Origin of the sequence: Achromobacter spanius, assembly GCF_029637605.1 — a bacterium.
Taxonomy (GTDB): domain Bacteria; phylum Pseudomonadota; class Gammaproteobacteria; order Burkholderiales; family Burkholderiaceae_B; genus Achromobacter; species Achromobacter spanius_E.
Map to the genome: position 1 here is coordinate 3992865 of NZ_CP121261.1, position 14493 is coordinate 4007357.

The 14493-nt window shown below is 65.4% G+C and carries 12 protein-coding genes and 1 tRNA gene; 7 read left to right on the forward strand and 6 right to left on the reverse strand.

Annotation, left to right across the window (positions count from 1 at the left end; all coding sequences use genetic code 11):
- Positions 1-46 precede the first annotated feature (46 nt).
- Positions 47-2158 carry an acetate--CoA ligase family protein gene (locus P8T11_RS17785; RefSeq protein WP_268080732.1) on the reverse strand — a complete coding sequence of 704 codons (2112 nt, stop codon included), beginning with the start codon at positions 2156-2158 and terminating at the stop codon, positions 47-49.
- Between the two features lie 41 nt (positions 2159-2199).
- Complete coding sequence (locus P8T11_RS17790; RefSeq protein WP_268080731.1) at positions 2200-3555, reverse strand: MmgE/PrpD family protein; 1356 nt, start codon at positions 3553-3555, stop codon at positions 2200-2202.
- A gap of 234 nt (positions 3556-3789) precedes the next feature.
- Between P8T11_RS17790 and P8T11_RS17795 the strand changes: the two genes are divergently transcribed.
- From P8T11_RS17795 to P8T11_RS17820, 6 genes are all read left to right on the forward strand, one after another.
- Positions 3790-4683 (forward strand): NAD(P)-dependent oxidoreductase, encoded by an 894-nt coding sequence (locus P8T11_RS17795; protein ID WP_268080730.1) that lies wholly within the window; start codon positions 3790-3792, stop codon positions 4681-4683.
- Between the two features lie 59 nt (positions 4684-4742).
- On the forward strand, positions 4743-5720 hold the full coding sequence (locus tag P8T11_RS17800) for a Bug family tripartite tricarboxylate transporter substrate binding protein (RefSeq protein WP_268080729.1): 978 nt from the start codon (positions 4743-4745) through the stop codon (positions 5718-5720).
- Complete coding sequence (locus P8T11_RS17805; protein WP_268080728.1) at positions 5721-7151, forward strand: NAD-dependent succinate-semialdehyde dehydrogenase; 1431 nt, start codon at positions 5721-5723, stop codon at positions 7149-7151. It abuts the gene before it with no gap.
- 23 nt (positions 7152-7174) lie between these two features.
- Entirely contained in the window at positions 7175-8410 is a 1236-nt protein-coding gene (locus P8T11_RS17810) for an ABC transporter substrate-binding protein (protein WP_268080727.1), read from the forward strand.
- Between the two features lie 87 nt (positions 8411-8497).
- Positions 8498-8881, forward strand: coding sequence for a hypothetical protein (locus tag P8T11_RS17815; protein ID WP_268080726.1), 384 nt, complete (start codon positions 8498-8500; stop codon positions 8879-8881).
- Positions 8878-9762 carry an alpha/beta fold hydrolase gene (locus P8T11_RS17820; protein ID WP_268080725.1) on the forward strand — a complete coding sequence of 295 codons (885 nt, stop codon included), beginning with the start codon at positions 8878-8880 and terminating at the stop codon, positions 9760-9762. Before P8T11_RS17815 ends, P8T11_RS17820 begins: the two co-directional genes overlap by 4 nt.
- A 44-nt stretch (positions 9763-9806) precedes the next feature.
- Here the strand turns inward: P8T11_RS17820 and P8T11_RS17825 are convergent, their stop codons facing one another.
- The 4 genes from P8T11_RS17825 to P8T11_RS17840 form a co-directional block, all read right to left on the reverse strand.
- The gene (locus P8T11_RS17825; RefSeq protein ID WP_268080724.1) at positions 9807-10709 is read right to left on the reverse strand and encodes a LysR family transcriptional regulator; all 903 of its coding nucleotides are present in this window, start codon (positions 10707-10709) and stop codon (positions 9807-9809) included.
- A gap of 145 nt (positions 10710-10854) precedes the next feature.
- Positions 10855-10931, reverse strand: a tRNA-Pro gene (locus tag P8T11_RS17830).
- Between the two features lie 219 nt (positions 10932-11150).
- Positions 11151-12116: an octaprenyl diphosphate synthase gene (ispB, locus tag P8T11_RS17835; RefSeq protein WP_100853993.1), complete on the reverse strand. Its 966-nt coding sequence runs from the start codon at positions 12114-12116 to the stop codon at positions 11151-11153.
- A 155-nt stretch (positions 12117-12271) separates the two neighbouring features.
- On the reverse strand, positions 12272-13432 hold the full coding sequence (locus tag P8T11_RS17840; protein WP_268080723.1) for a fumarylacetoacetate hydrolase family protein: 1161 nt from the start codon (positions 13430-13432) through the stop codon (positions 12272-12274).
- Between the two features lie 119 nt (positions 13433-13551).
- On the opposite strand from P8T11_RS17840, the gene P8T11_RS17845 reads away from it, so the two are divergent.
- The gene (locus P8T11_RS17845; RefSeq protein WP_268080722.1) at positions 13552-14310 is read left to right on the forward strand and encodes an IclR family transcriptional regulator; all 759 of its coding nucleotides are present in this window, start codon (positions 13552-13554) and stop codon (positions 14308-14310) included.
- The last annotated feature ends 183 nt before the right edge of the window (positions 14311-14493 follow it).

Genomic DNA, 14493 nt, shown 5'->3' on the forward strand with positions numbered 1-14493 from the left:
TCTCGATGCAAAGGTGAAGGGATGGGTGCGGGTCAGGCCAGGCGGGTCAGGCCAGGCGCGCCAGGCCATCGACGGCGACGACACCGTCGGCGCGCACGAACAAGGGGTTGATTTCGGCTTCTTCGACCCGCGCGTCCGCCAGGCAGGCCAGCCGCGAAAAGGCCGCAACGGCGTGGGCCAACGCGTCGCAGTCGCCTTCGGGCAAGCCGCGAAACCCGCGTATCAGCCGGGTCTGCCGCACTTCCAGGACCATGCGGCGTGCTTCGTCCACGTCCACCGGCGCCAGGCGCAACGCAAAGTCCGGCGCGAGCTCGGCAGCGATGCCGCCCGCGCCCAGCAATACCGTGGGGCCCACCAAGGGGTCATGGCGATAACCCAGGATCAGTTCGATCAAGCGGCTTTCCATGGGCTGGACCAGAATGCCGTCGATCCTCGCGTCCGGCGCCTGGCGGTGCACCGCTTCCAGCATCTGGTGCACGGCTTCCGACAAGGCCCTGGCATCCGCGATGCCCACCCGGACGGCGCCCAGCTCGGTCTTGTGTGCAAGGTCCGGCGAGCAGACTTTGGCGACCAGCGGGTAAGGCACGGCGTGCTGCAGCGCATCCGGCGACAACAATTGGCCGGCCGCCACCGGCACGCCCAAGCTACGGAACAGCGTTCCCGCCTGATGCTCGCTAAGCATGCCGTGTCGCGGCAGGCCTTCCGGACACGCCACGGAATCACCAGCGGTAGGGGGTTGGCCCGCGTCGGCGAAAAATACCGATAGCGCGTCGGCGCAAGCCTCCGGCGTGCGAAAGGCGGCGATGCCGCCCTCCCGCAGCAAGGCCAGGGACTCCGGGGCCTCTGGCGCCAGGAACACCACCAGGGGTTTATTCGTAGGCCTCTCGGCCTCCAGCAACGGCTTGACTGCCAGGCCCGGATGGAATTGCGCGGATGAGCCCACCACGCTCAGAACCGCGTCGCACCAATCGGCGCGCAGCAGGTGTTCAAGCAGCATCTTGTATTGCGCGCTGGTCGCGGCCAGCGTCAGATCAATGACGGGCGTTTCGCGGATATTCAATCCCGCTTCTGCGATCGTCCGAACGAAATCAGGCGGCGGCGGCACGGCAGCCAAGCCGTGCAATCCCAGGTTATCGACCACGGTGGCGGCGCCGCCGCCCGTCGTCGTGATGACCGCCACCCGGGTAGCCGCAGCGGCCACGCCGGCCGCGGCACGCGGTGGCCGGGCATGCCGCGCGGCCAGCGGCGCGATCTCGAACAGCGTCTCCAGATGCTGAACCCGCATGACTCCATGCGCGGTCAAGAACGCGTCGACCGCCGCGTCATTGCCCGCCATGGCGCCAGTATGCGACTGCGCCAGCGCGTCGCCCTGCTCGGACCGACCTAGTTTGTAGGCAATCACGGGCTTGCCCAAGGCGCGCGCGCGCGACAACGCTCGCCCCAGCGTGGGCGCGTCGCGCAGGGTTTCCAGGAACAGAAGAATGACCTTGCTGCGGGGGTCATCCACCAGCGCGTCGACCACCTCGCCGACCGAGATATCGCTTTCATTGCCAACCGACACCGATTTGGCGAAGCCGAACCCGCGGGCGGCTGCGCGCGACAGCAACGACCCCATCATCGACCCGCTCTGCGACACCATGCTGATGTCGCCGGGCAGCAGGGTATCCGCCTCGAACACAGCATTCACGGACAGGATGCCGCCGGTATGCAGGTCGGCCAGGCCGATGCTGTTCGGCCCCAGCAGACGCAGCCCCAGCCCCCGAGCCTGCGCCACCAGCGCGGCCTGGCGTGCCTGGCCGTCGGGTCCGGTTTCCCCGAACCCGTCCGAATAAACCGTCACGACCCGCGCGCCCGCCTGGGCGCATGCGGGTAACAGCGCGGCGACCTCACTGCCGGGAATCATCACGAAGACGTGGTCCACCGGCCCGGGTAGGCCGGCCAGTGACGGGTAGGCCCGTTCACCCAGGATGTCGGCGCGGGTGGCATTGATGGGATAGATAGCGCCGGTGTAGCCGTGCTTGCGCATGAATCGCAGTGGCCGCGCGGTGTTCTTTCGCACGTCGCCCGATGCCCCCACCAAGGCGATGGCACGGGGGGACAGCAGCGCGTCGGCGAAGGACGGCGATGAGGAGCAAGAGGAAGCGTAGGAAGAGGACATGGATACGACTGGGGTCATGGGTTCCGGAATGGGATGAGGGTTCACAGCCGAGGCATGTCGGCGGCCAGGCGCAGCGCACGCACCGGCATCGTGTCCAGACGCCAGACGGCGTCGCGTAGCGCACGCACGCGCGCATGGCCCAGCACGGGGCCGGCCAATTCATCGAACTTGTCGTTGAGGTCCGCGTCGGACAGCGGCGACTCGGGGTCACCCTTGCGGTACGGGGAATGGTGTTCAAGCACCAGCCCGGCGGTGGTCGTGACCGACAACCGGGCAGCGCGCATGGTCGGAAAGCCCGCGGTGAATGCGGGATCGGCCCGCAGTTCCAGCCCTTGCATCAAGCGGTGCACCTGAGGGTCGCGCAGACGCTCGGCGCCGAATGCGTCCAGGCGAACCGAGCCATGAACCAACGCGTGCGCCACCACATAGGGCAAGCTGAACTTGGCTTCGAAGGCGGTCGCGGGCGCGAAGTTTCCCGTGACGTCCAGGGCCGTCTGATAGGCGTCCACGCGCAACGATGCAACGTCGTCCGCGCGCAGCCCTTGCTGGCGCAGCGCCAGCGCGGCGTCAATCGCGGCAAAGGTGTGGCCGCAGCAGCCGTGGTTCTTCTGCGTGATCGACAGGATGTTGTAGCGCTGGCCCAGGCCATCGACCGCGGCGGACCAGTCCGGCTCTTGCGCCAGCGCCGCGCCGAAGCCCACCTTGCCTTCCAGGATGTCAGCCACGCCGGTGATGCCGTGCGCCGCGCCCTGCCCGGCCCGCACGCCTACGGCGGCTGCATGGCCGGCATGCAGCGCCTTGCTCATGGCATCCGAGCGGAATGCTTGCTGCAGGCCGCTGGCCAAGGTACCGGCGGTGGCCAGCGCGTGCAACATCGCTTGCGCGTCACCCGGCGCACACAACGCGGCGGCAGCGGCTGCACTGCCGAAGCAACCCACCGTGCCCGTCGTATGGAAGTAGCGGTAGTGCGACGGCTGCACGGCAACGCCGATGCGCGTCGATATCTCGTACCCCACAACGATGGCATTCAACAGCGCCTGGCCGCTTACGTCGCCCTCTTCCGCCAACGCCAGCGCGGCGGCGATGGTCGGACAGCCGGGGTGGTAGATCGCGTCGCGGAAGATGTCGTCGAACTCCACGGCATGCGACACGCTGCCGTTGATCCACGCCGCCGTCGCCGCGAACGCGGTGGTGGCGCAACCGGGCAAGCTGGATGTACCCGCGCCCAGTTCCGCCCCGTGCGCACCCAGTAATTGCAGGCAAGGCGCGGTGCGCGTGCCCGGATACAAGGCGGACAACCAATCCAGGAATGCCCGCTTGGCGTGGTGGAGGACCTCGTCCGGCAATCTTGCCAGCGTGTCCCGCGCGCCATAGGCGGCGATCGTGTCCAGCAGCATGCTTGTGTCTCCCGTTGTTGTTGCGGCGCGGCACAGGCGTCGCTGATATCTGCCGTCCACTCTATGCGGCCGGCCCGGGGTCAGGATTGATAAAAAGGAAAACGAGCGTTCTTGATCTTGGGGGGCGGATTTGGAGATAGTTGCTTTGCCAATTTTTCACACCGCCGCGTCGGGGCCTTCCGTAAGCTGCATGGCAATAGCTAGAAAAACAGATGCCATCCCAAGGAGGAAGTAATGAGTGAGACAAAGACCCCGCTGGGCTTCATCGGCCTGGGCGTGATGGGCGAACCCATGTGCGCCAACCTGGTCCGCAAATCCGGGCATCCGGTGTATGTGGCCGATATCAGCCAGGAACCCGTGGCCCGCGTCGGCGCATTGGGCGGACACGCCTGCGCATCGGTCGTGGAAGTGGCCCAGGCCGCCGAAATCGTGTTCCTGTCTTTGCCCAGCATCGTGCAGGTGGAACAGGTATGCACCGGACCCGGTGGCCTGGTGGAAGCCGCCGGCCGCGTGCGCATCGTGGTGGACATGAGCACCAGTGACGTCGGCCGCACCCGCCGCCTGGCCGAGGTTCTGCGTGGCCACGGCATCCTGCTGATCGACGCGCCGGTGGCCCGCATGCGCGAAGCCGCTCGTCTGGGCACGCTGATGATCACCGTGGGCGCCACCCGCGAGGATTACGAGGCGGTTCTGCCCTATCTGTCATGCATGGGCACGGACGTGCTGCTTTGCGGCGGCGTCGGCAACGGCCAGGTCGTGAAGATCATGAACAACATGGTGGTGTTCATGACCGTGCATGCGCTGGCCGAGGCCATCACGATCGGGCGCAGCGCGGGTGTCGACGGCACGCTGCTGCTCGATGCGCTGAGCAAGGGCTCGGCCGACAGTTTCGTGCTGCGCAATCCCGGCCAGAAGGCGCTTGCCGCGGAGACCTTTCCCGAGAAGACCTTTCCGACGGAATACGCCATCAAGGACATTCTGCTGGCGCTGGAACTGGCAAACCAGGGCGATGTCGACGCCCGCGCCGCCAAGCTGACGCATGACCTGCTTGAACGCACTCGCGCCGCCGGCTACGTCAAGGAGTACTACCCGGTGATGGTGAAGCTGATAGAACGCGGCTACGCCTGAACCCCACCGTACTGCCTGCGGCGCCCGCCGTGCCGTGGACTTCCCTATTCGAGACAATCATGACATCCATGCTTCGCAGATGGGCGCTGCCCCTGCTCGCCACCGCGTTCGGCTTCAATGCCGCAGCCGCGGAATACCCCGTCAAGCCGATCACACTGGTGATTGGATTTACCGCCGGCGGCCCGACGGACGCCGTCGGACGCTACCTGGCCCGCGGCCTGGAGGCCGAGCTTGGCCAGACCATCGTGGTGGAAAATCGCCCGGGCGCCAACGGCGTCGTGGCGTTGCAGGCCGTCAAGCGCGCCGCCGCCGACGGCTACACCCTTATGCTCGGCAGCAGCGGCACGCTGTCCATCGAACCCGTCTACAAGCAGAAGGTCGACTACCAGGTGCTGAAGGACTTCCAACCCGTCGCCCTGGTCGCCAGCTACCCGTATTTGCTGGTCGTGCCCGCTGATTCGCCCTTCAAAACGGTGCAGGAATTGATCGCCGGCGCGCGGCAGAAGCCCGGCGCGCTGACCTTCGCATCCGCCGGCAACGGCGCCGTGAATCACCTGGCTGGCGAATGGTTCAAGAGCGCGTCCCACGTAGACATCACCCACGTTCCCTACAAAGGCGACTCGGCGGCGATCGCGGATCTGGTGGCGGGACGCGTGGACATGGCGTTCTTGAGCGCAACCGCCGCAATGCCACAGGTGCAGGCAGGCAAGATGCGTGTGCTTGGCATCGCCGCCGCCAAGCCGTCGTCCGTGGCACCGGGCGTGCCCACCGTGGCGGCATCAGCCGGTATTCCAGGATTCAGCGCTGAACCGTGGAACGGCGTACTGGCGCCCGCCGGCGTGCCGCCTGCCGTGACGCAGCGTTTGAACGCCGCGATCAACAAGGTGATGGGCACCGAGGCCGCGCGCGACGCGCTGCTGAAGCTGGGCCAATACCCGATGACGGGCAGCCCCGACGACTTCGCGCGGCACATCGGCACGCAAACCGAGCGCTGGGCGCAAGTGATGCAGACCAGCCACATCGCAAAGGCGAATTAAATGCACTATCCCGAACTGAATCTACTGATAGGCGGCCGGGCCGTGCCCGCCGGCAACCGCTCGAGCCTGGACGTGATCGACCCGGCCACGCTGGACGTGCTGGGCCGTGTGCCGGTGGCCACGCCGGAAGACATCGACGAAGCGCTGGACGCCGCCCGGCGCAGCTTTCCGGGCTGGCGCGATACGCCCGCGCTGGAACGGGCGGCGATCCTGCGCCGCGCCGCCGCGCTCATGCGGGAACGCACTTCCCTCTTGGCATGGCTGATCACCCGCGAACTTGGCAAGCCCTTGCCCGAATCCGAAAAGGAAGTGGCGACCGCCGCCGAAATGTTCGAATGGGCCGCCGAAGAGGCCCGGCGCACGTATGGCCGCCTGATCCCGGGGCGCGTCGGTGGCATCCGGCAAATGGCCATTCCCGAACCCGTCGGCCCCGTCGCGGCGTTCTCCGGGTGGAACGCCCCGGCGATCACGCCGTCGCGCAAGATAGCGGGCGCGTTGGCCGCCGGCTGCTCGATCGTGATCAAGCCATCCGAAGAAACACCCGCGATCGCGCTGGAAATCGGCCGTGCCCTGGCGGATGCCGGCCTGCCCGCCGGCGTGTTGAACATGCTGTTCGGCGACCCAGGCGAGATCTCGCGGTTGCTGATCGCCTCGCCCACGATCCGCATGCTGACGTTCACCGGTTCCACGTCCATTGGCCGCGATCTGGCGGTGATGGCCGCCAGCGGCCTGAAGCGCGCCACGCTGGAATTGGGCGGGCATGCCCCGGTGTTGGTCTTCGATGACGCCGATCCGGAAGCCGCCGCCGATGCGCTGCTGGCCGCCAAGCTGCGCAATAGCGGTCAGATCTGCACGTCGCCCACCCGCATGTATGTGCAGCAAGGCGTCTACGAACGCTTTGTGCAGCGCCTGGCCGATCGCGCCCGCGGCTGGCGTGTAGGCAACGGCCTGGATGCCGGCGTGCAAATGGGGCCGATGGCGAACCCGCGCCGGCTGGCCGCGATGGAATCCATGGTGGCCGATGCCGTCAAGCACGGCGCGCAGCTTGCCGCCGGGGGCTCGCGTCTGGACCTGCCGGGCTGGTTCTGGGCGCCGACCGTACTGCGCGATGTTGGCCCCGATTGCCTGGCCGCCAACACTGAACCCTTCGGACCGCTGGCGCTTGTGCAGCCTTTTGGCGATACGGATGAGGCGCTGGCGCTGGCCAACCGCCTGCCCTTCGGCTTGGCGTCCTATGTGTACACGCGCGACGCGGCCACCGCGCGGCTGGCGTCGGAGCGCCTCGAAAGCGGCGTCGTCTGCATCAACCATTGCCAGGCCTCGCTGCCGGAGACGCCCTTTGGCGGCTTCAAGGACAGCGGCCTGGGCAAGGAAGGCGGCGTCGAAGGCCTGCAGGAATTCATGCAGGTGAAGTACGTCAGTCAACTGTAGCCGCGTCCCCAAAGGAGAAGATCATGAACAAGAAAATCACCGCCGTGCTTGCCTTGGTTGCAGGCACCGGCTTGGCCCATGCCCAGACTCAAACCGAGGCTCAAGCTGAGGCGCCCGCGGGCATTTCGGACGGTGTCGTACGCATCGGCGTGCTGACCGACATGTCCGGCGCGTATTCGGGCAACGTCGGGCCGGGTTCCGTGCTGGCCACCCAGCTTGCCATCGAGGACTTCGGGGGCAAGGTGCTGGGCAAGCCCGTTGAAATGTTGTCCGCCGACCATCTGAACAAGACTGATGTCGCCGCCGGACGGGCTCGGGAATGGATAGACCGCGACAAGGTCGACGTGGTGACCGAACTGGGCAACAGCGCGGTCGCGCTGGCCGTCATGAACATCGCTCGCGAAAAAGGCCGGATGACCATGGTGACGGGCGCCGGCGCCACTCGCATCACGGGCGAAGACTGCTCGCCCAATAACGTCCAATGGGTCTATGACACCTATGCGCTGGCCAAGGTGGGCACCCTGCCGCTGGTGAAGGCCGGCGCAAAAAAATGGTACTTCGTCACGGCCGACTATGCCTTCGGCCATTCGCTGGAAAGCGACGGCATGCGCTTCGTCAAGGAAGGCGGCGGCACGGTGGCGGGCTCGGTCCGCTATCCCTTCCCGGGCACGGATTTCGCGTCCTTCCTGCTGTCGGCGCAAGCCAGCAAGGCCGACGCGGTCGCATTCGCCAGCGCGGGCGCCGACTTGCAGAACGAAATCAAGCAGGCGCGCGAGTTCGGCCTGGCCGACCGCCAGAAGCTCGTCGCCATGCTGATGAGCATCACGGACGTGCATGGCGTGGGTCTGGAAGCCGGCCAGGGCATGACGTTCGCCGAGACCTTTTACTGGGACATGGACGACGAAACCCGCGCCTTCGCGCAGCGCTTCTTCAAAGCCGCCAACAAGATGCCGACCGCGCTGCAGGCCGGGCAGTACTCCGCCGTGCTGAACTACCTGCGCGCCGTGGAAAAGGCCGGCACGGACAACGTGGACGCCGTGATGCGCACGCTGCGCAGCATGCCGATCCATGACGCTTTTGCCCGCAACGCCCGCCTGCGAGAAGACGGAAAACTGATCCATGACACCTATGTCGTCGAGGTCAAGGCGCCGTCTGAATCCAAGGCCCCGTGGGACTATTACAAGATCGTCAAGACGGTGCCAGGTGACGAGGCATTCATGCCCTTGGCCGAGAGCCAATGCAAGCTGGTCAGGAAATAATCTGGCAGTCGTCCGGCAATATCCGCCCGCCGACGATGTAGCGGCATCTACCTGCCGGCACGCCGCCTTTGTGACAAGGAACATCCGATGCAAGACGACTTCATCCTTAACCGCCTGGCCGACGCCGTCAACCAGCAGGAACGCCTGGTGTGGCGCGGCCGGCACCTGAACACCACGTTCCTGCTCGAACGCGGCACGGACGCCTTCCTGATCACGGTGGCGGCGGGCCGCATCCAAGCCGTGCGCCAGGGCCCGTTCGTGATGCCGCGCTGGCAGTTCGCGCTGCGCGCCTCGGCTGAAGACTGGGCACAGTTCTGGCGCCCGTTGCCGCCGCCGGGTTACCACGACCTGATGGCACTCGTGAAATTCCGGCGCCTGCGCGCCGACGGCGACCTGTATCCCCTGATGTCCAATCTGCTGTATTTCAAGGACGTGCTGGCCTGCCCGCGCGCCGAAGGAGCGCCCTCGTGAATCCGCAACAAGCGAATCCGGATCCCACTGTGTTCGAACCCATCATTGGCCGCTATCTGCATTTGACGCTGGGCGGCCGCGCGCACCGGGTCTATGTCGAGGAAGCCGGCAGCGGCATCCCGCTGCTGTGCCTGCACACCGCGGGCGCCGATACCCGCCAGTACCGCGCCGTGATGAACGACCCAAGGATCCTTGAGTCGTTCCGCGTGATCGCGTTCGACCTCCCTTGGCACGGGAAGTCATCACCACCAGAAGGCTGGCAGCAGGAAACCTACCAACTGACGTCCGAAGACTACGCGCAAGCCATCATCGCCGTGGCCGACGCGATGGTGCTGGACCGGCCACTGGTGATGGGGTGCTCGATTGGCGGGCGCATCGTGCTGCATCTGGCGCTGGAACATGCGAACCGTTTCGGCGGCGCAATCGGGCTGCAATCGGGCGCCCATGTGGATCCCTATTACGACCTTGAATGGCTGAACCGGCCCGACGTGCATGGCGGCGAAGTCTGCGCCGGCATCGTATCCGGCCTGGTCGGCCCGGGCAGCCCCGACAACCATCGCTGGGAAACACTGTGGCACTACATGCAGAGCGGCCCGGGTGTGTTCAAGGGCGACCTCCATTTCTACACGGCCGATGGCGACATCCGCGACCGCGTAGCCCGGATCGACACGCGCCATTGCCCGTTGTGGCTGTTGACCGGCGAGTACGACTATTCCTGCACGCCGCAAGACACCGAGTTCCTGGCCGGACGCATCGCGGGATCCCACTGGCAGATCATGGAAGGCATGGGCCACTTTCCCATGAGCGAAGACCCCGACCGCTTCCTGGACTATCTACGTCCGGTGCTGGCGCAGGCGGCCGAGGCGCGGCAGAGCGGATAGCGTCCGTCACTTCTTATCGCGGCCACTTCTTGTCGCCGGCGCGTCTACTGTGCCGGCGACTCTGGCGCCAACAGCGCGGTCAGCAATTCATCCACTGGGCGTGCCAGTTGCGCCGTGTCGCGCACGCAAACGTAGAACTGCCGTTCGGCCCAATCATCGCGCAACCGCAGCAGCACAAGCCCCATCGACGCCAGGTAGTGGCGAGCGATGCCTTCCGGCACCACACCAATGCCAAGGCCCTCACGGATCATCCGGCACCGGGTCTCGAAATTGGACACTTGCAGCTTGACGTTGGGCGGCCTCGACAGCGTCTGCCCCGCATACGCCAGAAACTGGTCCAGCGAATGGCGGGGAAAGTAACCCAGCAGGTCATAATCCAGCGCGTCCTCCAGAAACAGTTCCGTCCGCTCAGCCAGAGGATGCCCGACGGGCACCACCAGCCCAACGCGATCACGCCGGAACGGAAACGAGGCCACGCCGGGCACGGGATGATCGGCGTGGTAGATGCCGAGATCGACCGAGGCCTCGGCCACCAGGCGGGGAATGTCGTAGCTGTGGCCCTCAAGCAAATCCACGCTGACATCGCTGCGGCCCGCCAGGAACCGTCCCATCACGCCGGGCAGGAACTGCAGAATGGTCGACGGGTTGGAAGCCAGCCGGATCTTCGCCTGTCCGTTGAGGGAGTAGCCGTTGATCGCCTGTTCCGTCAGTTGGACGCTGCGCAGGATGGCCTTGGCGCGCTGGTAGAGCAAGACACCCGCGGACGTGGGTTCGACGCCGCGGCCGTGGCGGTGCAGCAGCGTCCGGCCCAGGTGGCGCTCTAGCTCGGCCACTCGTTTGCTGGCCGCCGATGTCACCAGATTTTCCCGTTCGGCCGCTTTCGACAGGCTCTTTTCTTCGACGGCCGCGACGAAGATTTCCAGGGCAGGAATATCCAGCTTTTTCATATCGCGAATATACCGTGCCGCTACCCCACTACCACGCTGATGGCTCACAAAGCCTCCAGACGCAAAAAAGCCGGCCCGCTTTCGCGATACCGGCTTTCAGCTAAAAGTGTCGGGAAACACTTTCAAGAATTCGACCACAAATCAGTGGTCGGGGCGAGAGGATTCGAACCTCCGACTCCTGCGTCCCGAACGCAGTACTCTACCAGGCTGAGCTACGCCCCGAATCAGTGAGTTTGGCAATCTGCCAAGCTCGTACTACCAACTTAGCGGCGCTCAGTGCTACCAAGTTTCTACTGCTTTTTTTTCTACTACTTTTTCCGCTGCCAATTCAACAGCGACCGCTATTAGAACCTATATTCCGTTTTTTTGAAAATCAGGTTTGCTCACCTGCTCGGTTTGCTTCCCTGTCTTTCACTTCCATCCGGAACATCAAGTTCGCTCTCAGCGATCTCTATTCACCGCGAAAGCGCAGAATTCTAGCAGAGAATCCAGAAAAGGCGAAACGGGGTAGATCGACAGCGCATCCCGAGCGCGATCTGCCTCGGCCACGGCGGCCAGGCGGGCGTGTTCCAGCGCATCGGTCGCTTGAATCGCGGCAGCCACGGCCGCGAAATCCGCGTCGCCCGTCTTGATGGCGTCGCGGATCAACTGTTGCTGTTCCGGCGTACCCACTTCCATCACGCGGATCAGCGGCAGCGTCGGCTTGCCTTCGCGCAAGTCATCACCCACGTTCTTGCCCAAGGCGGCCGCATCGCCGCTGTAGTCCAGCACGTCGTCAACCAGTTGGAACGCGGTGCCCACGTGGCGGCCGTAGGCGGCGGCGGCGGCTTCCTGTTCGGGCGTGGCGCCCGCCAGCACGGCGCCCACCTGGGCGGCGGCTTCAAACAGCTTGGCGGTCTTGTAGCGCACCACTTGCAGGTAGCGTTCCTGCGAGACATCGGGATCGTGCACGTTCAGCAACTGCAGCACCTCGCCTTCGGCGATCACGGTCGTGGCCTCGGACAGGATGCTCATGATGCGCATCGAGTCGGCCTCGACCATCATCTCGAACGAACGGGAATACAGATAGTCGCCCACCAACACGCTGGCGGCGTTGCCGAACACGGCGTTGGCGGTTTCACGGCCACGGCGCAGATCGGATTCGTCCACCACGTCGTCGTGCAGCAGCGTCGCGGTGTGGATGAATTCCACCACGGCGGCCAGCAGTTGGTGATGGGTGCCTTCGTAGCCCAGGGCGCGCGCCACCATCAACACCATGGCGGGGCGCATGCGCTTGCCGCCCGCGCCAATGATGTAGTCGCCAATCGTGCGGATCAAGACCACGTCCGAATTCAGCCGATCGCGGATGACCGCGTCGACAGCCTTCATGTCGTCTGCAATGGGGGCAATAAGCGCGGGGAGATTCAAGACGTATCCGACAAGTGAAACGAGCCGCAAGGGGGCTCTTACCGCTGGGCCCGCCAGGTGCGGCGGGGGATTCGACCAGCGATTATACGGGGTGTGACAAGAGGGGCGGCCCGCTGCCGCCCCTCTTGTCAGTGCAGGCGGCGCCGGCCGCCGCCCTAGCTGACCAGGCCGCGCTTGGCCAGGTTGGCGTACAAGGCTCGCACGCCAAACGTCCACGGCGTGATCTCGGTGGACAAGCGCACTTCGTTGACCAACGCCCCGATGCGCTCGGATGCGATCTGGACGCGGTCACCCAGCTTGTGCGTGAACCCCGTGCCCGGGCCCTTGCGGTCCTGGCTGGGCGAGAACATCGTGCCCAAAAACAGCATGAAGCCGTCGGGATACTGATGGTGCGCGCCGAACGCCTGGCGCACCAGGTCTTCGGGGTCGCGGCTGATTTCGCGCATGTGGCTCACGCCATCCAATTGGAAGCCGTCGGTGCCGTCGATGCGCAGCGACACGTCGGCCTGGCGCACGCTATCCAGATCGAAGTCGCCGTCGAACAGGCGTATGAAGGGACCGATGGCGCAAGAGCCGTTGTTGTCCTTGGCCTTGGTCAGCAGCAAGGCGCTGCGGCCTTCGATGTCGCGCAGGTTGACGTCGTTGCCCAGCGTGGCGCCCACGATCTCGCCTCGGCTGTCCACGGCCAGCACGATCTCGGGCTCCGGGTTGTTCCATTGCGATTCGGGCAGCACGCCGATCTGCGCGCCGAATCCCACGGAGGCCATCGGCGGCGTCTTGGAGAAGATTTCGGCGTCGGGTCCGATGCCCACTTCCAGGTACTGCGACCACTGGCCGCGTTCGACCAATTCCGCTTTCAGCTTGGCCGCCTGGTCCGATCCCGGCTGCAAGCGTGACAGATCCGACCCGATCAACGCCTGCATCCGCACGCGGATCTCGTCGGCGCGGCTGGCGTCGCCGCCCGCCTCTTCTTCGATCATCCGCTCCAACAGGCTGATGGCGAAGGTGACGCCAGCGGCCTTGATGGGCTGCAGATCGCAAGGGGCCAAGAGACGCGGCCCGCCCTGGTTCTGCAAGGTGGCGTTCATCAAGGCGCGCACGTCGCCCAACGATTCGCCCTTGGCGCTTTTCGCCAGCGCCACGCGATCAGGGCGGTCAAGCAAGTCTGAAACGGTGGAGGCCACGGCCGTGATGTCGATGACCTCGCCGTTGCGCACCACGACCACGCTGGGGCCATCAATGGGCGCCGGGCGCCACACTCGTCCAACCAGCAGCGCACCCGCTAGGTCGGCGGGCAGTGAGTTTTCTTGGTCCATGAGTCTCCACGCTTTATGCCTTGCAGGCGGCATTCGAATTAGGAGCCACGAGTCTAGAAGAAGGCCGTTATGATGTCCAACATAGTGAATATTCGTCCAATATATTGGAAATAAAGTCGATGACCACGGAATACGATGTGCCCGCCATCCGGCGCACCCACGACATCCTGCGCGTGCTGGCCAGCCGCCGTACGCCCGTCAAGGCGGCCGAATTGGCGCAGTCCTGCCAGCTTGCCAAGAGCACGCTGTACCTGCTGCTGGACTGCCTGGAGCACCGCCGCTGGATCGAACGCAAAGACGGCGGCTACATCATTGGTATTGAATTGATGTCGCTGGGCTTCGCTTACCTGCGCCACGACGGCTTGCAAGCCGCCTTCCACGAGGCGGCCAGCGCCTTCGTCACCCGCTGCAACGAGGTCGTGCAACTGGCGGCGCTGGACGGGTTCGACGTGGTCTACATTGCCCGCGAAGACGCCCGGCGCCCGGTACGGCTGGTGTCGGAACTGGGCCTGCGGCTGCCGGCCCACGCCTGCGCCCTGGGCAAGGCGCTGCTGGCCAGTCTTGACCCGGACGCCCTGGCCGCCTGTGTGCCCGATACGCTGCCGCGCGTGACCGAGCGCACCCTGGCAACACGCCAGGCGCTCGATGAAGAGCTGGACCGGGTCCGCCAGACGGGCCTCGGCCAGGACCAGGAAGAAGTGGCCACGGGCCTGGTCTGCTACGCCGCCTATGTGGGCGTGACGCCGCTGGGCAAACGGGTGGCTGTCAGCACGTCGATTCCCACCGACCGGCTGGACGACGCCCACCGGCGCGACGTGATGGAAGGCATCCGCCAGGTGGCTCGCCACGTGGCGCTGCGGGTGCTTGCCCCGGTCTGAAGCGCCCGCGCCACACCTAAGCCCTTAGCCCACAACGGCTTTTTGACTTTTGAAAAGGCCCACGCTAATATTGCGGATTCGGTCAGCAATGCCCGAATTACGTCGGTTGTTCGCGTAAACCCTTTGGGTGTTTGGCCAGGGCATTTAAGTTAAATGCATTCGGCTAAGTACTTGGGCTCCCTT

Bases quoted from the DNA above. Each gene is read 5' to 3' on its own strand.
- P8T11_RS17785 (WP_268080732.1), bottom strand. From the start codon at position 2,158: ATGTCCTCTTCCTACGCTTCCTCTTGCTCCTCATCGCCGTCCTTCGCC.
- P8T11_RS17790 (WP_268080731.1), bottom strand. From the start codon at position 3,555: ATGCTGCTGGACACGATCGCCGCCTATGGCGCGCGGGACACGCTGGCA.
- P8T11_RS17795 (WP_268080730.1), top strand. From the start codon at position 3,790: ATGAGTGAGACAAAGACCCCGCTGGGCTTCATCGGCCTGGGCGTGATG.
- P8T11_RS17800 (WP_268080729.1), top strand. From the start codon at position 4,743: ATGACATCCATGCTTCGCAGATGGGCGCTGCCCCTGCTCGCCACCGCG.
- P8T11_RS17805 (WP_268080728.1), top strand. From the start codon at position 5,721: ATGCACTATCCCGAACTGAATCTACTGATAGGCGGCCGGGCCGTGCCC.
- P8T11_RS17810 (WP_268080727.1), top strand. From the start codon at position 7,175: ATGAACAAGAAAATCACCGCCGTGCTTGCCTTGGTTGCAGGCACCGGC.
- P8T11_RS17815 (WP_268080726.1), top strand. From the start codon at position 8,498: ATGCAAGACGACTTCATCCTTAACCGCCTGGCCGACGCCGTCAACCAG.
- P8T11_RS17825 (WP_268080724.1), bottom strand. From the start codon at position 10,709: ATGAAAAAGCTGGATATTCCTGCCCTGGAAATCTTCGTCGCGGCCGTC.
- P8T11_RS17840 (WP_268080723.1), bottom strand. From the start codon at position 13,432: ATGGACCAAGAAAACTCACTGCCCGCCGACCTAGCGGGTGCGCTGCTG.
- P8T11_RS17845 (WP_268080722.1), top strand. From the start codon at position 13,552: ATGACCACGGAATACGATGTGCCCGCCATCCGGCGCACCCACGACATC.